Source organism: Streptomyces sp. NBC_00390 (assembly GCF_036057275.1).
In the GTDB taxonomy this organism is placed as follows: Bacteria; Actinomycetota; Actinomycetes; order Streptomycetales; family Streptomycetaceae; genus Streptomyces.
The window spans coordinates 6,504,131-6,527,820 of the sequence record NZ_CP107945.1; the positions used below are offsets into that span (position 1 = coordinate 6,504,131).

The window sequence follows — 23,690 nt, forward strand, 5'->3', positions numbered from 1 at the left end:
ATCTGAGGAGTGCCGGAGGGATCGGGCAGTTGACCTAGGTGTATCGCCTTGTGAGGTGGGGACGCGCACAGGCCGGCGGAGGGCAGTGGTCAATCGATGACGGCATCGGTCACCGTCGCGTCCGCCGGCGCCCGTACCGCGTTCGCCACGACGTCGGCGACCGATTCCGGCCGAAGGAACTGATCGGGGCGGTACTCCTGGCCCGCCCGTTCAGCTGCCTTGCGCTGCAGGTCGGTGTCGGTCGGGCCGGGGTGGATCGAGGTCACTCGGACTCCGTTGGGTTTCTCCTCGGCCTGAAGGGCGTCTGCGAACGCCCGCAACGCGTACTTGCTGGCGGCGTAGGGGCCGCGGTTCGACTTGATCCGGAGTCCGGAACCCGCGTTGATCAGCACCACATGTCCCCGGCCCTGGCGGAGGGACGGCAGAAGCAGCCGGGTGAGTTCGGCGGCCGAGAAGAGGTTGACCGCGAAGATGCGTTGCCACACTTCCGGTGAGGCATCGGCGATCGTGCCGGGCTCGGCGACGGCGGCGTTGTGCACGAGAACGTCGAGACGATCGATGTCCGCCGTGACCCCGGCGATCTTGCCGGGGTGTGCCAGATCGACCACCCATGGACGGGCCTTTCCCGGCAGGTCGCGGGCGAGCGCCTCCAGCGACCTGGCATCGCGGCCGCCGAGCAGTACATCGTGAGTGGGCGCGAGTGCGCGGGCGATGGCCGCCCCGATGCCCCGGGAGGCACCTGTCACCAGTGCGCGGGGTCGTGGATCTGTCATGGCGTAGCACCTCGCAGAACGGGCCGGAAGGTTACCGGGAGGCTTGTCAGCCCACGCATGAACCGGCTGTGTCCCCAGGTCAATTCGGAGGGATCGACCGCGAGCGCCAGTTCGTCGCAGCGTTCCAGGAGGGTGCGGAGCGCGATCGTGCCCTCCGCTCTGCCGAGCGGCGCGCCGAGGCAGTGGTGGATCCCGTGCCCGAACGCGAGGTGCCCTCGGCTGTCGCGGAGGATGTCGAACCGGTCGGGCTCGGCGAAGCGGTCCGGATCCCGGTTACCGGCGCCGTAGGAGAGCAGCACGGCCTCTCCGCCCCCGGGAACGGTCACTCCTCCGATCTGTATGTCGCAGGTCGTGAACCTCAGGACGGGCGCCATTTTGATGGGGCCGTTGTAGCGCAGGATCTCTTCGACCGCCTGCCACATGAGGTGCGGCTCCCTGCGGAGCAACTCCAGCTGCTCAGGATGTTCCAGCAACGCCAGAACACCGCTGCCGATGAGATTGGCGGTCGTCTCGAAACCGGCCACCAGGAGGAGGAAGGACATGCTGATCACCTCGTCCTCCTCGTGATCGGCCTCGAGGAGCCGCCCCAGCAGGTCTTCGGAGCCGGAGGGGCAATTCCTCTTCGCCTTCAGAAGTCCGGTGAGGCAGTCCCGCATCTCGGAGGCGGCATGGGGCATGCGGCTGTCGTCGCCCTCGCTCATCTCCACGTAGACGCCGGCCAGCCGCGCAAAGGTGTCCCGTTCCTCGGCAGGTACGCCCAGTACCTCCGATATGACCGTGAGCGGCAGACGCTTTGCGAAGTCGGTGATGACATCGAGGCGCCCCAGCGGAAGGAACGGGGCAATGAGCTCGTCGGTGATCTCCTGGATGCGTGGACGCAGGGCTTCGATACGGCCCGGTGTGAACTCACCTGCCACCAGCGCACGCAGTCTGGTGTGGTCCGGGGGGTCGCTGCGGAGCATGTTGCGCGTGACGGTATAGGTTTCGCCGGCGAACACCCACGGCACGGACTGCGCCGCCCGGTTGCAGCGCCGCGGATCGTTGCTCAACCGTGGATCCCTGCTTGCTGTCCGGATGTCCTCATGGCGTGTGACCAGCCACACGGGAGCGCCGGCGAACACCACGCGCCGTACAGGCCCTTCGGCCCGGAGCTGCGCGAGCAGCGGATACGGGGCGTCGACGTAGCTCTTCTGCTCCATGAGGTCGGTGACGCCGTCGGCGGTCGTCCGGTCGTGCGGCATGCGGCAAGAGACGGCTCTGTCGGCCTGTTCGGCATTCACGGGTCCTCCCTGTACGGCGGAGTCGCTTGTGTCCGGTGAACTCGTGTGTGACCGGGCAGCGCCAGGCGCACCGGCAACGCGTCGCAATGGGGGTCCGAGGGGTCGGCCGTACGTGGAGTCCAGGCGCCCCATGAGTGATAGATGCTGCTGTTCCGCCGCTCCAGGTAGCAGATGAGATTGATCGGCCACCCGGTATTGACGAAGACGTACTTGTCCATCCGCGTCGGGTGCTCGCTCAGCGGCGACCCGTTGCCGCCAGGAGAGTCGATGTTGTGCCAGTCGGGGTGGAGGTGTATCGACCCGAGAATGTCGAGTCCGTCCAATTCGGCGTCCCGCATGATACGGAGCAGGTCGGTGGAATCGCACCAGTAGCCACGATGGGGGTTCTCGTATGCCGTTCCGAAACAAGGAACTATGGATTCCGAGAATTCTCCCAGGGCCGCGCTGTCGGTGGCCCGGACGTTACGGCCGAATTCGACGCGCTCGACGCGGGCGCTGTCGCCCCGCAGGCAACCGACGAGCACGCCGAAGCAGGGGTAGGGAAAGCCCGGCTTGATCGCTCCATAGACACGAAGTGCGGCGTCGAGGAACGTGGAGCAGGCGGCACTCTCAAGGAAGACGTCCACGCTGTCCGCGTGTCCGTCGGGACGGGGACCGCCACCGATCGCCACCATCAGCGCTCCACGCGTACGACGGGAACAGAAGTGAACCCGCGCAACCGTCCGAGACGCTGCACAGGTTGCCGCGCAGGCGCGAGATCCGGGAGGCGCCGCCGTAGCCGCCGAAGCACCATCGACATCTCCAGGTGGACCAGTTCGGCGCCGAGGCAGTGATGCGCACCTCCGCCGAAGCTCAAGTGACGTGCCCCGTCGCGCCCCGGCCGGAATTCATCCGGCCAGGGGAACATGCCGGGATCCCGGTTGGCGGCACCCAGCACCGGCCAGACCTGCGCTCCCGCGGGTACCGTCACACCGCTGAGGACCACCGCCCTCGTGGGGATCCGGGGGGCGGGCGTGAACTGTACGGGCGCGTCGTAGCGGAGCACCTCGTCGACGAACATCCGAGCGCCGGCAGGGCCGTCCAGGAAGACCGCCCTCTCGGGGTGGCGCATCATCAGGACGATCCCGGTCTCGATCCCCGCAGCGATCTGCGGGTACCCCGCGACCATGAGTCCCGTGAGAATGCTGACCAGTTCGTCATGAGGCAGGGCCTGCGGACAGTCGGTGTGCGCGCGGACGAGTTCGGACGTCAGATCGTCGCCAGGCGCGCGGCGCCGCCGGACCACTTCCGCCTGGAGGTAGTCGGTGAGCTGCCGCATCGCCTCAGCACCGCCACAGCCCTGTCCGGGCAACGGCCCTGAGGTGGGGAAGATGTCGGCGACGAGTCTCGACACGAGGTCCCGGTCGGCCGGCGGCAATCCCAGCAAGTGCATGATCGTGTCGCGGGGAACGGCCTCGGCGAGTGCGGTCATGTCGGCGACGCCGTGGCGGAGAGTCTCCACCACAGGGGCGAGCAGCTGGTCGCAGAGTCCGCCGAGCCACGTCTGCTGACGTCGCACATGCTCGACGAATCGCCTGGCCACCGCGGTGCGCATTCTGGTGTGCCGGGGTGGGTTCTGGGAGCTCATGACGCGTGACAGCACGGGCGCCGCACGGTCCGCCTTCCCACCAAAGGGCCTGTGTGCGCCCGGCGCCAGGAAACACTCGCGTTCGGTCAGAACACGCTGACAGTCCGTGTAACGGGTCAGCAGGTAGGAGCCTGTCCCGCACAGGTACACCGGTTCCGTCGCGCGCAGTCGCTCATAGACGGGATACGGGTCGCCGGAGTGGACATCTGTGAGGGCGTCGGTGGAGCCGATGGTTCCCATGGCGTCAACCTCTCGCGGTGAGTGCGGTTGTAGCCCGGCCATTCCTTGTCCGATGGGACGGAGGTCCCCTTGCGTGGTGGAACGGAGGTCTCGCGTCAGCCCACCACCATTGACCACTCCAATCGGGTGAATCGCGACTTGGGACACAGCAGGATTGCTCCGAACGGGTGAGTCGCGTTTCGTCGGAGGGGCTGGTGGCGGGGGCCTGGACGTCCGGTGGAGAAGTGGGCCGGGTGGCTGGTCACGCAGCCAGGCCGGTGCCACCCTCCCCTCAACAGCGCAGCAGCCGAGTGTGCCCGCCTGCTACGAGAAGGATCACCATGCGTAACACTCGCGTGATCTGAAGTGGCCTTCCCGGGGGCACAATCCAGCTACTCGTTGCCCGGATCGAGCCGCCGAGGAGCGGAATGACAGCCAAGATCGACCATTTCTTCCAGGTCAGCGCCCGGGGTTCGACCTACGCCCGTGAGATCCGAGGCGGCTTCGCCACGTTCTTCACGATGGCCTACATCCTGGTCCTCAACCCGATCATCCTCAGCAGCACCACCGACAAGTTCGGCAACAGGCTCTCCGACGTCGAAGTGGCCACCGTCACCGCCCTGGTGGCCGCCGTGATGACCGCGATCATGGGACTCGGCGGCAATCTGCCCCTCGCCGTCGCCGCCGGCCTCGGTCTCAACGCCGTCGTCGCCTTCCAGATCGCGCCCCTGATGAGCTGGCCGGACGCGATGGGCCTGATCGTCATCGAGGGCCTGCTCATCTGCGTCCTGGTCGTCACCGGGCTGCGTGAGGCCGTCATGCACGCGATCCCCCCGTCGCTCAAGCAGGCCATCAGCGTGGGCATCGGCGTGTTCATCGCGTTCATCGGCTTCATCGACGCGGGCTTCGCCACCCGGATCCCCGGCGAGCAGGGCACCGTCCCCGTTCAGCTCGGCCTGAACGGGCAGTTGTCCGGCTGGCCGGTCCTGGTCTTCTGCATCGGCGTACTGCTCACCATCTCCTTGATGGCCCGCAGGACGCGCGGCGCGATCCTCGTCTCCATCGTCGTCACGACCGTCCTGGCCATCGTCGTCAACGAGATCGCCACCATCGACCCGCGTGCCTGGGGACTGACCGTCCCTGCCGTACCCGAGAGCGTCGTGGCCGCACCCGAGTTCGGTCTCGTCGGAGCCTTCAGCCTTTTCGGCGCGTTCGAGCAGGTCGGTGTCATCACCATCGTGCTGCTCGTCTTCACGCTGCTCCTCAGCGACTTCTTCGACACCATGGGCACGGTCGTCGGCGTCTCCAACGAGGCCGGCCTCCTCGACGAGAAAGGCGATGTCCCCAACCTCGGCCGCGTCCTGCTGATCGACGGCGCCGCCGCCGTGGCGGGCGGTGCGGCCTCGGCGTCGTCCAACACCTCGTACATCGAGTCGGCGGCCGGGGTGGGCGAAGGCGCCCGCACCGGGCTCGCGTCCGTGGTCACCGGCGCCCTGTTCGCCCTTGCGCTCTTCCTCACCCCGCTCGCCACCGTCGTCCCCGCCCAGGCCGCCGCCCCGGCGCTGGTCGCCGTCGGCTTCCTGCTGATGGCACAGGTGCGGCACATCGACTGGGAGCGGTACGAGGTCGCCATCCCCGCCTTCCTCACGATCGTCGTGATGCCGTTCACGTACTCCATCACCAACGGCATCGGCGCGGGTTTCATCGCCTACGTCGTCATCAAGACCGTGCTGGGCAAGGCGCGTGAGGTGCACTGGCTGCTGTGGGGCACTGCGGCGCTGTTCCTCGTCTACTTCGCCATCGACCCCGTCGAGCAGCTGTTCGGCGTCAAGTAGCGTTCCTCGCACCGGAGACGGCGCGCAGTGCGGCGCGGGCCGCGCCGCACGGGACCACCGCCGGCACTCGAGCCGTTCAGCCGTACATCTGCGCGACCCGTTCGGCGACCGGGAACGTGCACTCGCACTCGGGGCAGGTCGCGCGCCCGAAGAGATACGTCAGCCCCTCGGCGACCTTCTGCTGCCCGGACTCACGGGCCATGGTGTGCAGCCGCCGCGCGACCCCGGTCAGCCGGGCCGGGTCCGCGGGGTACAGCGCCGCCTTGGCCGGATCCTCCTCGGTCACATGGTCGCCCGCGGCGGCGAAGCAGCCGTACGAGCCGAACGTGACGAACAACCCCGCCGCGCAGTCCGGGCAGTCGAGCTCGTACTCCTCCTGGAACACGCCCTCCAGGCACTCGGACCAGACGGGCACTCCCTCGAACGCGAGCACACACTGCAGCAGATACACGAAGCCGGCGGCGTCGTCCTTCGGGACCTGAGCCAGACAGGCGCGGGCGACCGGCAGCAACTCGGCGATCTCGGCGCCGTGCCGCTCGCGGCGGTCCGCGTCCGCGGCGGCGACGATCAGGCCCGCCATCAGCACCGCCTCGGCCGGCTCGCCCGGAGCGCGGCCCCTCGCGATGTCGGTGAGCTGCGGCAGCGCCGCGTAACTCGCCTCGTACACCGAGCCCTGGTGGCACAGCGCCGACCACAGGTCGCTCCACACCTCACTGTCCTGCTCCCGGCCGCGGCCGAGGCAGGCGAAGAGGCCGGGTATGTTCGCGGCCGAGCCGTACGCGTGCGTGAGCTGCGACCAGTCGGTCGCGGAGGCTGTCATGGCGTGCATTCTGGCAGCGGCCACCGACGACGAAGCCTCGCGAAGCCCCTACCTCGGGACATCGCGCTTCGCCTCGTACCGCAGGGCCGCGCCGGTGACCACCGCGCCCAGGCCCTCCCACACTGCCACGCCGATCATGCCCGCCGGAGCACGGCCGCTGAGCACCGTGAGCGTGAAGACCGCGCAGGTCAGCAGGCGGAAGGGGACGGTCCAGCGGAAGAAGGGCTTCCAGTCGGCCAGGGACGCCAGGACGTAGTAGACGCCCATATTGACGGCGGCCATCGATGACGCGGTCACGAAGACCAGCGTGTGGTCTCCCTCCGCGCGGCGGGATTCGGCTGTGGAGCCGAAGCCCATGGCGGCGATCAGGGCGTCGGGGGCGATCAGCCCCAGCATGCCGAGCGCGGCGGCCAGGACACCGAAGACCGCCATGGTCCAGCCGGACGGGGAACGGGGCAGGGTGCGCACGGAAGTCCTCGGGATGCAGGGGATGTCGGCCATCGCGAGACCCTGCATACAGCGCGCCCCGCCCCGGTGAACAGGCCCTGTCCGGGATCAGTCCAGCGCCGCCTGCATCATCTTCTGTGCGATCGGGGCCGCCAAACCGTTGCCGCTGACCTCGGAGCGGGCCGCGCCGGAGTCTTCGACGACCACCGCGACGGCCACCTCCTTGCCGGTGTTCGGGTCCTTGCCGTATGACGTGAACCAGGCGTACGGCGTCTTGCTGTTGTTCTCGCCGCGCTGGGCCGTGCCCGTCTTGCCGCCGACCTCGGCGCCGGAGATCCGGGCGTTGGAGCCCGTGCCCTCCTCGACGACCGTCACCATCGCGCTGCGCAACTGCTCGGCGGTCGAGGACGACACGATCCGCCGGCCGTCCCCGTCTCCGTACGACTCCAGGGTGTCGCCGTCCGCGTCCACGACCTTGGAGACCATGTGCGGCGTGGCCAGCACGCCGTCGTTGGCGAGCGCCGCCGACACCATGGACATCTGCAGCGGGGTGGCCGTCACGTCGTACTGGCCGATGCCCGTCAGCGCCGTCCCCGCCTCGTCCATCCCCGACGGGTAGAGGCTGGCCGTCGCCCGGACCGGCACATCCTGCTCGGCGTCGTTGAACCCGAACTTCTCGGCCATCGCGCGGACCTTTTCCTGGCCCAGGTCGACGGCCATCTTGCCGAAGACGTTGTTGCAGGAGAACTGCAGGGCCGTGCGGATGGTGGCGTTCTCGCAGGGCGCGGACGGATTCTCGTTCTCCAGGGCCCGCGTCGAGCCGGGCAGCCGGTACGGGTCCGGGCTCTCGGTCTTCTCGTCGGCCGAGTCGTACAGACCGTCCTCCAGCGCGGCCGCCGCGACCACCAGCTTGAACGTCGAGCCGGGCGCCAGCGGCTGGCGCAGCGCCCGGTTGAGCAGCGGCTGGTCCTTGTCCGCCAGCAGCTCGCTCCATGCGTCGCCGTCCGTCGTGGAGCTGATGGCCGAGGGGTCGTACGAGGGGGTGCTGACCATGCCGAGGATCTCGCCGGTCTTCGGGTCCATCGCGACGGCCGCGCCCTTGGTGTCGCCGAGTGCCGTGAAACCGGCCTTCTGGACGGAGGGGTCGATGGTGGTCACCACATCGCCGGGCTGCTGCTGCTTGCCGGTGAGCACGTCCACAGGGTTCTTCAGCCGGTTGTCGGTCCCGTCCAGCACCCCGGAGTAGATGCCTTCGAGCTGGGTGGCGCCGAACGCCTGCGAGCTGTAGCCGGTGACGGCCGCGTACAGCGCGCCGTCGGTGTAGGTGCGCTTGTACGCGAGATTGCTGCCCTTCGTCCGCTTCGACCCGGTGACCTCGGAGCCGGCCACGACGATGCCGCCCAGCGGCTGCGCGTACCGCGCGATGACATTCCGCTGGTTGTGCTCGTTGTCGGCGAGGGCCTTGGCGTCGTACGCCTGCACCCAGGTCGCCCGCACCAGCAGGGCGAGCACCAGCAGCAGACTGAAGACGGCGGCGCGCCTGATCGTCTTGTTCATCCCTTATGACGACGAGCGCCGGGGGACGGCCGTTCCCCGCCGCCGCCCTTCTCAGGACTTTCTCATCTCGGAGCGGCCCGGAACGGCACGCGGCGGCCCGGTCAGCGGGGCGAGATGAACCCCGTCTCGTACGCCGCGATCACCGCCTGTGTACGGTCCCGGGCGCCCGTCTTCGCCAGCACCGATGCCACATGCGTCTTGGTGGTCGCGGGACCCACCCCCATCCGGTCGGCGATCTCCGCGTTCGTCAGGCCGGTCGCCATCAGCCGCAGCACCTGTGCCTCCCGCTCGGTCAGCCGCGCGGCCCACGCAGGGGCCGGGGCGGGCTCGCGGCGGCCGTACTCGGCGGCAAGCGAGCGCACGGCCGCGGGGAAGAGCAGCGAGTCACTGCGCGCGACCAGCCGGACCGCCTGCACCAGTTCCTCCACGGCGGCCCGCTTGAGCAGGAACCCGGCCGCTCCGGCGCGCAGCGCCTCGTACACGTACGCGTCGTTCTCGAAGGTCGTCACCACCACGATCCGCGGAGGCTCCGCCAGCGTGCCCAGTATCTGCTCACTCGCCCGGATGCCGTCGATCTCCGGCATCCGCACATCCATGAGGACCACGTCCGGGCGCAGCTCGCGCACCACCGACACCGCCTCCGCGCCCGTCGCCGCCTCGCCGACGACCTCGAGGTCGGGCTCGGCGTCGAGGATGACGCGCAGCGCCGTACGGACCATGCGCTCGTCGTCGGCGAGCACCACCCGGATCGCGCTCATCGCCGACCGTCCAGGGGCAGCCGCGCGGACAGCCGCCACACCGCGCCGTCGGGGCCGGCCTCGGCCCGCCCCCCGAGCAGCGCGGCCCGCTCGGTGATGCCGCGCACCCCGCGGCCGCCGCCCGGGCGTACGACCGGTGCCTGGTCGGGCAGCGGATTCTCCATCGTGACCTCCACCTTCTTGCCGTGCACGGTGATCCACAGGGATACGGGGGACCGCCCGGCATGCCGCAGGGCGTTGCTCAGCCCCTCCTGGACGATGCGGTACGCCTCGCGGGAGACGGCAGCGGGCACGGCCGCGAGCTCGCCGTCGACGTCGAGCGAGACCGGCACACCGCTGCGTGACAGCAGACCGTCCAGCGAGTCCAGGGCGGGGCCGGTGGTGACCGGCGGGCCGCCCGCGTCGTCGTCCTGGCGCAACAGGCCCAGTACGGAGTCCAGTTCGCCCACGGTGCGCCGCGCGGTCTCCTCGATCGCGGCCAGCGCCTCCCGCACGAACTCCACATCGGTGTCCAGCACCTTGCGGGCCGCGCCCGCCTGCAGGGTGACGGCGCTGAGGGCATGGCCGACGCTGTCGTGCAACTCGCGGGCGAGACGGTTGCGTTCGGCGAGTTCGGTGGCCCGTCGTTCGGCCGCCGCCAGCCGGTCCGCGGGAGTCGGGCCGAGCAGCAGCGGCGCCCGGCGGGCGAGCAGGGCCCCGGCCGCCGCCGAGCAGGCCGCGAGCGCGAGCAGCATTCCGATTCCGGCGGCCGGGAGCAGGGCCAGCTGCCAGGCCTGGTGGCCGGACAGCCGGAGCGAGTCCCGCAGTCCGGGGAAGAACGGCACCAGCATCAGGCTCACCGCGAACGGCGGCAGGGCGAGGGAAGCCCCGCTGACCAGGGCGCCGAGCCCCGCATGGAGCGTGAACCAGGCAGAGGTCCGTACCCGCGCCGCCCTGCTGCGCGCGGGCCCCTCCGCGAACCGCTCGGCCGGCACCCCCGTCAGTGCTCGGGCCACACTTACGGACAGCGGTCGGGTGAGCGGGAACAGGGCGGCCGCGATCGCCGCGAGCGGCAGGGCGACGGCGTACGCGCCGAACTGCAGAGCGGGCGACTCGGAGAACACGCCGTCCGCGCCGACAACGGGTCCCACCACCACGGTGCCCACCAGCCAGAACGGCATCAACAGCGCCCCGCCGAGCACCAGATGAACCCAGCGGAGCCTCGCCCGGACCCCGAACAGGGCCCGGCCGGCCACCCCCCAGACCGTGCCGGACCTCGTCACGCGCCGCGCCGCCGGAGCACACACACGACGCCCGCCGTGAGCAGAAGACCGGAGATCATCTCACCAGCGTAGGTCAGCGTCATCTGCCACGAGGCATCGTTCGAGGCATCGGCCGCGGGCATCAGCGAGGTGATCAGCAGCCAGCCACCCCAGGCGCCGAGCGTGCTCGCCCCGGCCCAGGCCATGGCGAGCGGGAGCCTCACCGGCAGCCAGGGGCGGCGGCGGAACGCGAGCATCAGAGTCCCCGCGCAGGCCACGGCCACGAACACGAACCGGGCGCCCTCAAGCAGGTAGAAGTCGGTGGTGCGTTCGGCGGCACGGCCGGGGGAGAGCGCCACGGCCGATCCGGCGGCCCACAGCAGATGCATGAGGGCCGGGAACAGCGCGAGGAGCGAGCCGAGTACGGCCCAGGTCCGCACGGCAGGTCCGGTCGCCCTGGACGGCAGTTCCCACATCGTCCCGCGCCACAGGTGCCCCCAGCGATCCCTGGCGTAGAGCACGGCCAGGGTGCCGAGAGCGAGGCCCTGGAGGATGAAGCCGCCGTAGACCACCCCGAACACCCAGTCGTCGAGGAACGGCCGCTGGGACGAGTCCTGCGCAGTGGTGCCTCCGAGGGCGGTGGCCAGCAACTGCATCGGAAAGCCGATCATGATGGGCAGGAGCAGTCCGGTCGCTCCCCATGCCGGCACGCCCAGGAGCCAGGCCGGCACGCGCAGCCCCCAGGGCCGGGTCAGCAGCAGGGCGAGGACGACGACGGACGTGTCCATCACCACCGTGACGCTGTTGGCCACGAGCACCAGCCGGGGGTGGTCCAGCAGCATGCTGCCGTCGGGGATGCCGATCCGGCTGCCGGAGATCCAGGCGATCTTGAGCGAGAGATACGGAACGCAGGCGGCGATCGCGAGGGCGCGCAGCGCGGAGCTCCAGGGGCGGGGCCGTACGGGGAGCAGTTCGTCGGCGGAGACGGGGAGCGGTGTCGGTGTCATGGCGTCCACGCTCGTCGCGCGGGCGCCCGCGCACCTCCTGCGCAACGACGATCCGCCTCCGCCGCGCGGCGGAGGCGGGGTACCGCTTCTCACTGCGCGAGGGTGAGCACCAGTTCGTCGATCTCCTCGCCGCGGGCGTTCGCGAAGCCCCGGTCGTGGCCGGTGACGGTGAATCCGCACTTCTCCAGGACGCGGACGGATCCCTTGTTGTCGGCCGCGGCCCGCGCGTGCAGCGGACGCGTAGGCACGACGTCGAGCAGGCCGCTCAGCGCGGCCGTTGCCACTCCCCGCCCCCAGTACGCCCGGTCGATGAAGTAGGTGACCTCGCGGAAATCGGGCGGCCCGTACACCGCGGTGTGGCCGACGACCACGCCGTCGGCGAGCACGGTGCGGATGACGTCCTCGGACGCCCGGATCCGCGCCCAGTGGGCCTCGAAGGCGGCCCGGTCCGAGGGGTCCTCGCTGGTGAAGGCGGCGATCCGGTTCGACTCGGGGTCGTTCATGTGCCGGAAGAAGACCGGCAGGTCGGTGTCGTGCACTTCGCGCAGCGTGATGAACAGGGTGGTCATCGAGGTCAGAGCCTCCGGGTGGCGAGGGCGAGCCGGTCGCGGGCGTCGAACAGCGCATCCTTGATCATCTGCTCATGGGCGGGAGTGAGCCGGGCCACCGGGACCGAGCAGCTGATGGCGTCGCGGGCGGGGGTGCGGTAGGGGATCGCGACACCGAAGCAGCGCAGCCCGAGGGTGTTCTCCTCGCGGTCCACCGCATAGCCCTGCTCGCGGACGAGATGCAGTTCCTCGATGAGCTTCTCGCGGTCGGTGATCGTGTGCTCGGTCAGCGGCGCGAGTGTCTCGGGCAGCATCTTGCGTACCTGCTCGTCGCTGTAGGTGGCCAGCAGCGCCTTGCCGAGCGAGGTGGAGTGGGCGGGCAGCCTGCGTCCGACCCGGGTGAACGGGCGCAGATAGTGCTGAGACTGCCGGGTGGCCAGATACACGACATTGGTGCCGTCCAGCCGGGCGAGGTGAATGGTCTCCGTGGTGTCGTCGGAGAGCCGGTCCAGGGTGGGCCGGGCGGCGGCGACGACCTCGTCACCGTCGATGTAGGAGGTGCCGACGAGCAGCGCCCGGACGCCGATGCCGTACCGGGTGCCGGTGGCGTCCGTCTCCACCCAGCCGAGCTCGACCAGGGTGCGCAGCAGCATGTAGAGGCTGGACTTGGGGTAACCCACGGCCTCCTGCACCGCGGCGAGCGAGTGCATGCCGGGGCGCCCGGCGAAGTATTCGAGCAACTCGACCGTCCGCACCGCGGACTTGACCTGTGCCCCACCGGATTCGACCGCTGACATCGCCTTCGCCCCTCCTTGACCGCGCAGAACGCCCGGAAATAGAGTCCCCACAGGCATTCACCACCGGGAACTGTGTTCAGAATACCGAACGCCCCGGTGGCTGGGCAGCGGACCGGGTCAGCAGACCCGGGCGGTAGACATGGGCAGTCGACCTGGAAGGAAGCCGCGGTGGCAGCAGCACCAGTCTGGAGTGTCGACCCCCGTACCGGGAAGCCGCGGGAGCAGGTCGCCGTGGAGTCCACATCCGGAGAGGTCGACCGCGCCGTCCGCGCCGCGCACGCGGCCCGACCCGCGCTCGCCGACCGCGGCGCACGCGCACGCCTGCTGCGCACCGCCGCCGAGCTGCTCGAGGAAACACGCGACCATGTCATCGAGGCGGCCGACGCCGAGACCGCTCTCGGGCCGGTCCGGCTGAACGGCGAACTCGCCCGCACCGCTGCCCAGTTGCGCTCCTTCGCCGATGTCGTGGACGAGGGAGCCTTTCTCGGCATCCGCATCGACCACGCGGATGCCGGCCGCACCCCGCCCTGGCCGGATCTGCGCCGCTACAAGGTCCCGCTCGGTGTCGTCGCCGTCTACGCGGCCAGTAACTTCCCCCTCGCCTTCTCGGTACCGGGCGGCGACACCGCCAGCGCCCTCGCGGCAGGCTGCCCCGTCGTCGTCAAGGCCCACCCCGGCCATCCCGCCACCGCTGAGCTGTGCGCCTCGGTCCTGCGCCGGGCCGCTCATCGGGCCGGACTGCCCGAGGACGTCGTGGTCCTCGTCCACGGCTTCGAGGCGGGCGTCGAACTCGTACGGCATCCGCTGGTCACGGCGGCCGGCTTCACAGGTTCCGTACGCGGCGGCCGCGCCCTGTTCGACGCCGCGGCCGCACGCCCCGCCCCCATCCCCTTCCACGGCGAACTGGGCTCGCTCAACCCCGTCGTGATCACCGAGGCCGCCGCAGAGGAGGCCGCCGAGCAGCTCGGCACCGGCCTCGCCGGCTCCATGACACTCGGCGAAGGCCAGTTCTGCACCAAGCCCGGCTTCGTCCTCGCCCCCGCGAGCGACGCGGGCGACCGGGTCGTCAAGGCCCTGACCGGCGCCATAAGCGAGACCGAACCCGGGGTGATGCTCGACCGCAGGATGCGCGACGCTTTCGTCGCCGGGGTACGCGCACGGGCCGCACTCGCGGACGTCGACGCACCCGTCACCCCAGGGGCGGGTGGGGACCACACCGTCAGCGCGGGGTTCCTCACCGTCCCGGCGCGGCTGCTGGCCGAGGCGGGAGACCACGATCTGCTGCTGGAGGAGTGCTTCGGCCCGGTCACCGTGGTCGCGCGCTACGACTCCAGCGCCGAGATCACCGCCGTACTCGGGCGTCTGACCGGCAATCTCACCGCCACCCTGCACCTCTCGGGCGCCGAGGCGGCGGGCGAGGGCCGCGGCGCCGAGCTGCTGGCCGAACTCACCCCGCTCGCCGGACGTGTCCTCGTCGGCGGCTGGCCCACCGGAGTCGCCGTCGCACCCGCCCAGCACCACGGCGGCCCCTACCCGGCCACCACCTCCACGTCCACCTCGGTCGGCGCCACCGCGATCGAGCGCTGGCTGCGCCCGGTCACCTACCAGACCACCCCAGCGGCACTGCTGCCGCCCGAGTTGCGCGACGACAACCCGCTCGGACTTCCGCGCCGCGTGGACGGGCGCCTGGAACACTGAACCGCATGGATGTGAAACTGCCCGAACTTCCCTTCCCTCTGCGGGCGTACGGGCCCGAGGCCGACTGGACGCACGAGGACGGCGTACTGACCGCCTGGGCCGGGCCCCGGCAGGACCGTTTCGTCCCTCCCACCGGCCACGCCCTGGACCCGGCCTCCGACGCGCCACGCCTGCTCGGCGCACCGGAGGGCGACTTCCAGCTCCTTGCCCGGGCCAAGGTCGGCTTCGCAACCGCCTTCGACGCCGGCGTGCTCTATGTGCACGTCAGTGAGAGGGAGTGGGCCAAACTCTGCCTGGAGCTCTCCCCGGACAGGCCCACCGTGTGCACGGTCGTCACCCGCGGTCACTCCGACGACGCCAATTCCTTCGTGGTGGAAGGCGACAGCGTGTGGCTGCGGGTCAGCCGCACCGGCAAGGCGTTCGCCTTCCACGCGTCGACCGACGGCGAGCAGTGGACCTTCGTGCGCATCTTCGCGCTGGGCGACGAGGAGCAGGCGGGCGCGGCACTGGTCGGATTCGGGGCCCAGTCGCCGGTCGGGGAGGGGTGTGTGGTGACCTTCGACCGCATCGAGTACCGCCCGAGCTGGCCTGCGGGGTTGCGCGACGGGTCCTGAGCAGGGGCACGGTCCACCCCGCCCCTGACGGAAAACCGGAACTGCTCTGTGATCGCTCCCCGTTAGGATGGCACCAGACACAGGGGACGGCTCGTGCCGCCGCAAGGGCGGGGATGCGCCATTGAGAACACCGTGATTCCTCGGGGGAGACTCGTTGCGACGTTCCATCACGCTGCTCTGCGCCGCCGTACTGCTGTGCGCGGGCTGTTCAGGAGACCCGGACAAGGACGCCGCGGACGGTGCCGGGAAGTCGTCCGCCCCGTCCGCGGACCACGGGCGGGCGGTACGGGCGGCGATCGCCGCGACGGGTCGGACCACCGCCCGGATCGAGAAGAAGATCGAGACGGGCGACGGCACCAAGACCTACACCATCACGGTGGCCGGCGGATTCGACCTGGCCGCGGACAAGGGCAGGCTCGCCGTCGACCTGCCGGGCGGGGCCATCAGCCATCTCGACGAGATCTTCGCGGACGGGGACGTCTACCTGCGAGGCGTGCAGGGGGTGAAGGACACATGGGGCTCGATGCCCCGTGACAAGGCCGAGGGCCACTACATGCTGCGCGCGCCGCTCAACGATCCCGAGCACACACTGAAGCAGGTGGCCGCGATGCGCCGGGTCTCGAAGCTCGGCGACGAGAAGGTGAACGGCGTACCGACGACGCACTACCGCGGCATGATCGACCATGCGACGCTGACGCTGCGTCTGGCGAAGAGCGCGCGGAGCAAGGCCGACGAGATGCGCGATCTGCTCGGCAGCGAGATCCCCGTCTTCGCGGACGCGTGGGTCGACGGCGAGGGGCGGGCCGTACGCGTGCGCCTGTCGTTCACCAGCAGCGTCAAGTCCGAGGTGACGATGACCCTGTCGGACTTCGGCAAGCCGGTCACCGCGTCCGCCCCGCCGTCCTCCGAGGTCGTCCCGCTGACCTCGGTGAAGGGTGTACTTCCCGGCTGAGGCCGGCGTACGCACCAGGACCCGCTGCACGTAGCCCTGTTCCTCGAGCTCCTGCAGAGCCGCCGTGATCCGGTCCCTGCCCTCGGGGAACCTCTCCGCCAGCGTCCTGATGTCCACCTGGGACCACGTCGGGCAGCGACAGGATGTATGTCGCGAGCTCGATCGCGGTCAGCGACAACTCGGCATGCTGCGCAAGGTGGTTGCCGACGATCGTGTACCGGTCGGGCTGGTGCTCGCGCACCTGGATCACGCCGGTCGTCGTACGGAAAGCGCGCGCGGGGGCGCGTTGAGCTGCTGCTCAGCGATCAGGGAAGCCCTAACTTCCTCGAGTGGTCAGGCCCTCGATCGGGATTGCGAGTCCCGGCCGGGGGCCGTCGCATGTATGGGGTTGTCGGTGCCGAGCCCGCCTCGCGAAGTGGCACATGCGCCAGCCCAGTTGGAGCAGATCACCCGAGTGGGTGACTCGCGCGGGTTTGGTCCGGTCGGTTGCTTCTCTCCCGAGGGTTCTTTGGTCGGGATCTCCCGGAACCCCGCATCCCGGCTATCCGGGTGCCGGTCACAGCGACGGCGGATCGAGTTCCGCCCGGACCGCTTTGCACTGAGGCAGCCCGGCGTTCACGCCCCACCGGTCCGCGAGCGCCCGGCCAGCAGCAGCCCGCGTCCCGATTCCCCCTCCGCCGGGTCCGGGACGACCGGGATCCGGTCACCGCGCGACTGCGTCGAGGCCGCCACCACCCCGTCCGCCGCCCACGTCCGTGACTCCAGGAACCCGCACGGACCTGCATCGTGCTCGCCCCCGGTGCCTGGGCCGGTTCGTGCCGCACCTCACACTGCCGTCCGCGGCGGAATGACGCGGTTGCGGTGCGCGTTCACGCCATGGCGGAGGCGGCCTCCGCGCAACGGACGACCCTGGAGTGATGAAGAAGATGCGCGTCGAGATCTGGAGCGACATCGCATGTCCCTGGTGCTACATCGGGAAGGCACGCTTCGAGCAGGGACTCGCGGCATTCGCCCATCGCGACGACGTCGAGGTGGTCCACCGCTCCTTCGAGCTCGACCCCGGCCGGGCCAGGCACGACACAGCTCCGGTGGTCGAGATGCTGGCCAAGAAGTACGGCCGCACCCTCGACGAGGCGCGGGCCATGGAGGAGCACGTCGCCTCCAACGCGCGCTCCGAGGGTCTGACGTACCGCACCGAGGGCCGTGATCACGGCAACACCTTCGACATCCACCGGCTGCTGCACCTGGCCAAGGCCCGTGGCCGCCAGGACCAGCTGCTGGACCTCGCCTACCGGGCGAACTTCGCGGAGGAGCGGTCCGTCTTCGACCCGGAGGTTCTGGTCACGCTCGCGGTGGAGGCCGGTCTGGACGAGCAGGAGGTCCGGGACGTCCTCGCCGACGAGACGGCGTACGCCGACGCGGTGCGCGCCGACGAGCGCGAGGCCGCGGAACTCGGCGCGACCGGGGTGCCCTTCTTCGTACTGGACCGCCGCTACGGGGTCTCGGGCGGCCAGCCCGCCGAGGTCTTCACCAAGGCGCTGGAGCAGGCCTGGCAGGGCCGGGTGATCACCCCGATCGGTACGGACGCGGCCGCCTGTGACGCCGACGGCGCGTGCGAGGTCCCGCAGGCCACGGCCTGACGGCGGCGGACTGTTGAGCGGCGCTGAACAATGGGCCGCAGCAATTCGTGATTGACCCGGGCGAGGCCGGACCGCAGGGTGATCTCATGACGATGCTTCAGGCACTGGTCGGTGTCGAGTTCCCGCCCACGACGACGTATCTCAACACGGCGAGCTGCGGCCGGTTGCCGCGCCGGGCCGTGCGGGCGGTGAGCACGCTCACCGAGGAGCTGGCCGCCGGGCGGCCCGGCGGCGCCGGCGACTACGCCGTGATGAACGCCGTACGCGGGTCCTTCGCCCGGATCGCCGGCGTGCACGAGGACCGGGTCGCCTGCGGCGGCTCGGTCGCGGTGCATGTGGGACTGATCGCGGCCTCGCTGCCACCCGGTGCGGAGGTCCTGTTCCCGGAGGGCGAGTACGCCTCCGTGATCACGCCGTTCGCCGTGCGCGGCGACCTCAAGCTGCGCTACGCGCCACTGGAGGCCCTGGCCGAGGCGGTACGGCCCGGCACCGCGCTGGTGGCCTTCTCGTCCGTGCAGTCGTCCGACGGCCGGGTCGCCGACCTGGCAGCCGTACGGGCGGCCGCGGCCGCGCATGGGGCTCGTACGCTCGTCGACGCCAGCCAGTCTGCGGGCTGGCTGCCGCTGGACGCGGGAGCGTGGGACTTCACGGTCACCGGCGCGTTCAAGTTCCTGCTCTGCCCGCGCGGCGTCTCCTTCCTGACCGTGACGGAGGAGGCGCAGACGTCACTGCCGCCCCTTCACGCCGGGCCCTTCGCCGGCGAGAGCGAGACGCTGTACGGCCCGATCGAGGAGCTCGCGCACTCGGCCCGCCGCTACGACGAAGCCCCCGCCTACCTCGCGTACAACGCGGCCGAGCAGTCCCTGGCGCTGCTGGAGGAGATCGGGATCGAGGCGGTCCACGCCCATGACACCGAACTCGCCCGGCAGTTCAGGGCGGGACTTACGGATCTGCGGCACGAGCCGCTCCCGGGCGACTCGGCGATCGTCGCCGTACCCGGGCTCGGGGACCGCGTACCCGAGCTGGCCCGCGCGGGCATCGTCGTGGCCGACCGCGCGGGCAACCTGCGCGCAGCGTTCCACCTCTACAACTCGGCGGCCGACGTGGACCGGGTACTGGACCGCCTGGCCGGCTAGGCATCGCGATCACGAGCACAGCCGGCATCTTGCGACCCGCGTCAACGGCAGGCCGGGCGTCGGGAGTCCTTCTGTCCCCGGCGCTCCGACCCTCGAGTGACCCCGCGCAAACGACGGCGGCCCGCACCCCTTGAGGAGGGTGCGGGCCGCAAAGCCGGGCCGGGGAGAGGCGTGTTGCCTTGTCCCCCTCCCGTCAGCCTTCCGATGCCTGGTGGGGTCGACCAGACATCAGAGGTCGGTCATTCTTGGTAGTTGAGGTTGTTGCCTACCAGGAACTTGGGATAGCCGAACCGTTTCCCGAGTGCGATGAACGCGTCGCGACTGTTCCGGTCGATCTCGACGAAGTACGCCTTCATGGCGGACAGGAACAGTCGGTAGCCGAGGTCCGCGCAGGCCTGGGTGACGACCTGCTCCAGCGAGAACACCAGACCCGGCAGCGCAGATCCGTAGCCAGGGGTGGTGACCGCGCGTGTCAGGTCGTTCGCGACCGGGCGGATCACCTCAAGGACAGCCTGTCGCAGGGCCTCGTCCGTCACGGGCCGCGGCGGCGGCGGGACGAACGCCGGGTCGATGCGGCAGACCGCCGCCAGCCAGGCGTCCTCGATCCTCCGCAGCCAGGTACGGGCGTTCACACCGTGCTCGGCAGGGTCGAAGCACCCATGTGTGGCGCCGAGCCATACTGTGCGGATCGTCTCGTCCGGCAGCGTGGACTCGGACAGACGTCGTACGTCCTGTCCGAGCTGGCACGCACGCGACCGGTCGAACTCCTCAGCCGCCGACGCCGGAAGTCCCAGCCAGAACGCGACCGGCCCGCCCTTGGGAAGGTAACGCTCAGCGTCTTCCGGGGAGAGCGCGTCTGGGATGTCCCACTTCGAGGTCACCCAGGTCAGCCCGATGTCCTCGAGGCACTCGTACTCGATGCCTTCGTCGTCGTTTTCTGCCATGGTCAGCCTTCCAGGTAGGCGCTGTAGACGACGAACTTGTCCGTGTGTGGCTTCCCCACGTACTTCAGCTTGATGATCACGGTGGTTCCGGCGGGAACCTTCTGCGGCCCGTTCCTCACCCACTTCTTCCCGAGGGAGCTGCCCAGGCCTCCGACGGTCCAACGGATCGTCTTCAGGTCCCCTCCCTGGACGGAAGCCGATCTTCTTTCCGATTCTCTGGGCCTGCTTGGTCTTCCAGGCTTACAGCTCGTCCGCTCTGGAAAACCTGCTCGATCCGTGGTCGGGGCGCATCAGGTCGTCCCGCTGTCGGCACCTTGGCTGAGGTCCAGGCACACCTCGGTCAGAAGGACCCCACTCGCCACCGGCCAGGCCGCACCCGGCTGCGGGAGGCCATTGGTGGCACATGCCACGGACGAGAGGCCCCACCAGAAATCAATCCAGCGGGGCCTCTCAAGTGTTATCCCGTGTGCCGAGATGGTTGCTCCGGCTACCGCAACTTCGAAGAAGCGTGCCGGAGCCGCTCCCGCATATCCGGTTCCACGACTTCCGAATGAACCATCTCGTGAAGAAGATTCTCCACGGCTTCGGAGTCGAAGCCTGGGTGCTCAACCATCTCTACCACCCATGGAACAGTTAGTCGCATCCAATGGGTGCGACCTGAATTCCAGGCTGATGTCACCGTCAGTTCGATCAGCTTCTCAGGTGAGGTACCGCCTTTGGTGAGGGACTCCCCTGCACGGGAAAATTCACTAAGGCATTCGGAGAAATCCCGCTCCATGAAAGGCCACATGGGAACGAACCGTGAACCCTCAAGGGTTGCTCGCCCGTCCTCTTTAGTGCCCACACCTATCTCACCGCCGGGCATTATGCCAATCCATGCCCCATCGCCGCGATAGATCAGAGGAATCCATTCGCCCATTTCACCCCCACTGCCTGTATTCGTAGTCAACGCCGTAACCCTTCAGGAAGTCCTTGAACTGGTTGCGCATGGCATCCGTCCACCTGTGCCCGTAGTGGCCGCTATTCTCAGTGAATACTAGGCGACCATTGTCGCGGAAGATAGTTCCTCCCAGTACCGTCATTTCATCGGCGTCGATGGATCGCGCCAGTTGCTCGTGCGGACTGCCCTTCAGGCCCAGATGCGCAGGGTCGCCAGTTATGAACCTTCCGGTACCCGGTTCGAATATGAACTCGATCTCAGGGGCAGAAGGATTGAACGCCTTCAGGGCATCGGCCGACTTGATACCCGGTCCGAGCTCGATCAGGACACAGCTCGGGCCGGAGCTCTGCGCGAGTCGTGGCATGGCCTTGCGGGAGCCGCCTGTCATGGGCGCACTGGCGGCGCCAGGCCTGGTCTTGCAGGAGGTGATCGCGTCTTCGTAGATGTTGACCGATCGCTCGATCTTGGCGAGGGTCGCCGGGTCCACGTCCAGCGCCTTCAGCGCTTTGAACGCGTCGGTGACTCCGACCCCGGTCTTCATCGCGGCATCCAGCGCGCGGATCGCCTCGGCCACCTTCTCGAACGCCTTGCCGGGGATGAAGTTGCTCGCGGCCCAGGCGCAGCCGCTGGCGCTGCCGTGCCAGCATTCGACGAAGTCCTGGACCAGGACATCCTTGAGGATCTTGTAGGTGACCGTCTGCTCGATGAGCTGCCACTTGTTGAACGACTCGGTGACCTTCTTGGTCAGGCCCTTGAAGGTCTCGGTGCCGAGGAGCAGTGTGTCCGAAGACGGGCAGCCGGAGGCCGTGGCCGGCACATCGGGGTTGGTGCACATGTAGAAGTCGACCGTCGCGTTGAACGTCACGGTGAAGTTGACGGTGCAGCCTTTGAAGCCGATCTCGATGACGCAGGGGTTCTCCTGCTTGGCGTCGGTGACCTCGACGCTGTCGACGACGTACCACGTGCTCCTGGTGCCGGTACCCGCGCCGGTGGTGACCTGCTGGTTGGCCTTCTTCCGCTCGGCGGACTCCGCGGCCCGCTGTGCCTCCTCGGCGTACTTCAGCGCGTCCTTGGCCGCTTGCTCGGCTTCGGTGGCGGCTGCGTCGGCGCGATCGGCCGCTGCCCGTGCGTCCTTGGCTGCCTGCTCCGCCGCGGCTGCGGCGTCCCGGGCGGCCTGGGCGTCGAGGGCGGCCTGGGCGTCGAGGGCGGCCTCGTCCGCGGATGCCCGTGCGTCCTTGGCGTAGCCTTCGGCGCGTCCGGCCGCCTTGTCCGCGGCCTCGGCGGCCTCGGCGGCCTCGGTGGCCTGGCGGTCGTATTCGACGGTGCGTGCCAGGGACGCTGCTGCCTTGGATGCGGCGTTGGCGGCATCCGCGGCGTAGCCGAGGGCCTCCTTCGCGTAGTTGCGGGCATCGGCCGCATGTGTCGCGGCGTTGGCGGCGTGCTGGTAGGCGGCCTTTGTGTCTCCCTGCGCGGTCTCGGCAAGGCTCTTGGCGAGGGTTGCTTCCTCCTTGGCGTTCTTGGCATGGGCCTCGGCGACGGCCTTCTGCTGCTCGGCGATCGACTTGGACGCCTGCCCGGTCAGCACGACCAGATTGGCGGCCGAATCCTTGGTGACATACGGGGAGCCGAGCTGGATGGCGTCGTTGGCGGGTTTGGCGACCTGTGCGGCGGCGTTGCCGGCGTCGACGGCGGCCTGGGCGGTGACGTGGGCGTAGCCTGCGGCCTTCGCCGATGCCGCCAGGGCCTTGCCGGCCTCCTTGTTCGCCTCGTCCGCCTGGGACTTGGCGTTCTTCGCCTTCTTTTCCGCCTCGTTGGCCAGTGCGACCGCCGTCTTCGCCTCCGAAGCGGCGTGCTGCGAGGCCTGGATGGCGTCGGCGGCGGCGCTGGTCGCGGTCCGCACCGCGGCGTCGGCCTTGAGCTTCGCCGCCTGAGCGTCGTCCGCGTGGGCGCGAGCCCGCTTGGCGGCCGCCTCGGCACGGGTGGCTGCGGCGTCCGCGTCCGCTGCCGCCTGCGTCGCGGCGTCGGCCGCTGCGCGGGCACGTCCGGCGGCTGCCTCGGCATCGTCGGCATACGCATCGGCCGCGTCGGCTGCCGCCCTGCTCTCTTTTGCGTTGGCGTCCGAGATGTGAGCCTGGGCGTACGCTGACTTCGCGTCGGCCTTGGCGCGAGCGGCATCCGCCTTCTGCTCGGCGTCCCAGGCGTCGTCCCGCTTGGCCCTGGCGTTGTCGCGGGCCTGGATCGCGCCGTTCTTCCGCTCGACTGCGGTGGCCTCGGCGGCCTCGGCCTTGCCCTTGGCCTCCTGCGCCTTGCCGGCTTCGGCCTGGGCGTTCTGCTTGTGCTGGTTGGCCTCGGCCTGTTTGGCGGCGGCGGTCTCCTTCTCCGCCTTGGCAGTCTTCTCCTCCGCCTCGGCGGACAGCCGCTTCGCGTGCGCGTCAGCAGCGGCCGCCTTGGCGTCGCCCTCAGCCTTCAGCGCGACGGCGAGCTTGGCCTCCGCCGTCTCCTTGTCCTTCTTCGCGTTGTCGCGGTGCAGCTTGGCGGCGTCTGCCGCGGCCTTCGCCTGCAACTCGGCAGTGTGTGCTGCCTCCTTGCGGAATTCGGCCTTGACCTGCGCGGCCTGGGCCAGCGCACGCTGGGCGATCGTCTGGCTGTCGCCGCCGGATGCGCGGGTGGCGGCCTCGGCGGTCTCGCCGGCCTTCACCATCGCCTCAAGAGCGGCGGCGGAACCCTTGGTGACCTGCGCCTTCTGCTGGCCGACCAGCAGGCCGCGGCCGCGCGGGGCGCCGTTGCCGTCCGCGATGCCGAGCCCGGAGCCCGGAGCCCGGGCAGGGGCAGGTGACTTGATCCGGACCGGGAGGGC

General features: G+C 69.8%; 20 protein-coding genes and 2 pseudogenes. 7 read left to right on the forward strand and 15 right to left on the reverse strand.

The features are described 5' to 3' along the window. Positions 1 to 89 precede the first annotated feature (89 nt). Genes OHS70_RS28735 through OHS70_RS28750 form a run of 4 tightly spaced genes read right to left on the reverse strand, consistent with a single transcriptional unit; the run spans position 90 to position 3,920 of the window. A complete protein-coding gene (locus OHS70_RS28735; RefSeq protein WP_328402069.1) occupies positions 90 to 773 on the reverse strand; it encodes an SDR family oxidoreductase in 684 nt (227 codons plus the stop codon). Next, entirely contained in the window at positions 770 to 2,053 is a 1,284-nt protein-coding gene (locus tag OHS70_RS28740; RefSeq protein WP_328402071.1) for a cytochrome P450 family protein, read from the reverse strand. The genes OHS70_RS28735 and OHS70_RS28740 overlap by 4 nt, the downstream gene beginning before the upstream one ends. Next, a complete protein-coding gene (locus OHS70_RS28745) occupies positions 2,050 to 2,679 on the reverse strand; it encodes a hypothetical protein (protein WP_328402073.1) in 630 nt (209 codons plus the stop codon). Before OHS70_RS28745 ends, OHS70_RS28740 begins: the two co-directional genes overlap by 4 nt. A gap of 47 nt (positions 2,680 to 2,726) precedes the next feature. After that, on the reverse strand, positions 2,727 to 3,920 hold the full coding sequence (locus OHS70_RS28750) for a cytochrome P450 (RefSeq protein ID WP_328402075.1): 1,194 nt from the start codon (positions 3,918 to 3,920) through the stop codon (positions 2,727 to 2,729). Between the two features lie 407 nt (positions 3,921 to 4,327). On the opposite strand from OHS70_RS28750, the gene OHS70_RS28755 reads away from it, so the two are divergent. Next, positions 4,328 to 5,734, forward strand: a complete 1,407-nt coding sequence (locus OHS70_RS28755) for an NCS2 family permease (protein ID WP_328402077.1) — start codon at positions 4,328 to 4,330, stop codon at positions 5,732 to 5,734. A gap of 76 nt (positions 5,735 to 5,810) precedes the next feature. Here the strand turns inward: OHS70_RS28755 and OHS70_RS28760 are convergent, their stop codons facing one another. The 8 genes from OHS70_RS28760 to OHS70_RS28795 form a co-directional block, all read right to left on the reverse strand. After that, the gene (locus OHS70_RS28760) at positions 5,811 to 6,554 is read right to left on the reverse strand and encodes a hypothetical protein (protein WP_328402079.1); all 744 of its coding nucleotides are present in this window, start codon (positions 6,552 to 6,554) and stop codon (positions 5,811 to 5,813) included. A 48-nt stretch (positions 6,555 to 6,602) separates the two neighbouring features. Continuing rightward, positions 6,603 to 7,055, reverse strand: a complete 453-nt coding sequence (locus tag OHS70_RS28765; protein WP_328402081.1) for a hypothetical protein — start codon at positions 7,053 to 7,055, stop codon at positions 6,603 to 6,605. Positions 7,056 to 7,109: 54 nt separating this feature from the next. Further along, the gene (locus OHS70_RS28770) at positions 7,110 to 8,558 is read right to left on the reverse strand and encodes a penicillin-binding transpeptidase domain-containing protein (protein ID WP_328402083.1); all 1,449 of its coding nucleotides are present in this window, start codon (positions 8,556 to 8,558) and stop codon (positions 7,110 to 7,112) included. Between the two features lie 101 nt (positions 8,559 to 8,659). Then, positions 8,660 to 9,316: a response regulator transcription factor gene (locus tag OHS70_RS28775; protein ID WP_328402085.1), complete on the reverse strand. Its 657-nt coding sequence runs from the start codon at positions 9,314 to 9,316 to the stop codon at positions 8,660 to 8,662. Further along, positions 9,313 to 10,551, reverse strand: coding sequence for a sensor histidine kinase (locus tag OHS70_RS28780; RefSeq protein WP_328402087.1), 1,239 nt, complete (start codon positions 10,549 to 10,551; stop codon positions 9,313 to 9,315). The genes OHS70_RS28775 and OHS70_RS28780 overlap by 4 nt, the downstream gene beginning before the upstream one ends. A 23-nt stretch (positions 10,552 to 10,574) precedes the next feature. Next, the gene (locus tag OHS70_RS28785) at positions 10,575 to 11,564 is read right to left on the reverse strand and encodes a hypothetical protein (RefSeq protein ID WP_328402089.1); all 990 of its coding nucleotides are present in this window, start codon (positions 11,562 to 11,564) and stop codon (positions 10,575 to 10,577) included. A gap of 89 nt (positions 11,565 to 11,653) precedes the next feature. Continuing rightward, positions 11,654 to 12,133 carry a GNAT family N-acetyltransferase gene (locus OHS70_RS28790; RefSeq protein ID WP_443062673.1) on the reverse strand — a complete coding sequence of 160 codons (480 nt, stop codon included), beginning with the start codon at positions 12,131 to 12,133 and terminating at the stop codon, positions 11,654 to 11,656. Positions 12,134 to 12,138: 5 nt separating this feature from the next. Then, positions 12,139 to 12,909 (reverse strand): IclR family transcriptional regulator, encoded by a 771-nt coding sequence (locus OHS70_RS28795; protein ID WP_328402091.1) that lies wholly within the window; start codon positions 12,907 to 12,909, stop codon positions 12,139 to 12,141. A gap of 168 nt (positions 12,910 to 13,077) precedes the next feature. Between OHS70_RS28795 and OHS70_RS28800 the strand changes: the two genes are divergently transcribed. From OHS70_RS28800 to OHS70_RS28830, 6 genes and pseudogenes are all read left to right on the forward strand, one after another. Further along, positions 13,078 to 14,607, forward strand: coding sequence for an aldehyde dehydrogenase (NADP(+)) (locus OHS70_RS28800; RefSeq protein WP_328402093.1), 1,530 nt, complete (start codon positions 13,078 to 13,080; stop codon positions 14,605 to 14,607). A gap of 5 nt (positions 14,608 to 14,612) precedes the next feature. Further along, entirely contained in the window at positions 14,613 to 15,221 is a 609-nt protein-coding gene (locus OHS70_RS28805; protein ID WP_328402095.1) for a DUF1349 domain-containing protein, read from the forward strand. A gap of 154 nt (positions 15,222 to 15,375) precedes the next feature. Next, positions 15,376 to 16,173, forward strand: a complete 798-nt coding sequence (locus tag OHS70_RS28810; protein WP_328402097.1) for an LppX_LprAFG lipoprotein — start codon at positions 15,376 to 15,378, stop codon at positions 16,171 to 16,173. Positions 16,174 to 16,555: 382 nt separating this feature from the next. Next, positions 16,556 to 16,924: pseudogene (locus OHS70_RS28820) on the forward strand (hypothetical protein); the annotation flags it as partial. A gap of 175 nt (positions 16,925 to 17,099) precedes the next feature. Further along, positions 17,100 to 17,813, forward strand: coding sequence for a DsbA family oxidoreductase (locus OHS70_RS28825; RefSeq protein WP_328405966.1), 714 nt, complete (start codon positions 17,100 to 17,102; stop codon positions 17,811 to 17,813). An 86-nt stretch (positions 17,814 to 17,899) separates the two neighbouring features. Further along, positions 17,900 to 18,949, forward strand: a complete 1,050-nt coding sequence (locus OHS70_RS28830; RefSeq protein WP_328402099.1) for an aminotransferase class V-fold PLP-dependent enzyme — start codon at positions 17,900 to 17,902, stop codon at positions 18,947 to 18,949. A 239-nt stretch (positions 18,950 to 19,188) separates the two neighbouring features. Here the strand turns inward: OHS70_RS28830 and OHS70_RS28835 are convergent, their stop codons facing one another. The 3 genes and pseudogenes from OHS70_RS28835 to OHS70_RS28845 all read right to left on the reverse strand — a co-directional run. After that, positions 19,189 to 19,893, reverse strand: coding sequence for a hypothetical protein (locus OHS70_RS28835; protein ID WP_328402101.1), 705 nt, complete (start codon positions 19,891 to 19,893; stop codon positions 19,189 to 19,191). Between the two features lie 920 nt (positions 19,894 to 20,813). Beyond that, the gene (locus OHS70_RS28840) at positions 20,814 to 21,221 is read right to left on the reverse strand and encodes a polymorphic toxin type 43 domain-containing protein (RefSeq protein WP_328405968.1); all 408 of its coding nucleotides are present in this window, start codon (positions 21,219 to 21,221) and stop codon (positions 20,814 to 20,816) included. Then, positions 21,201 to 23,633, reverse strand: a pseudogene (locus tag OHS70_RS28845) (virulence factor); the annotation flags it as partial. The pseudogene OHS70_RS28845 and the gene OHS70_RS28840, both read right to left, overlap by 21 nt. Between the last annotated feature and the right edge of the window lie 57 nt (positions 23,634 to 23,690).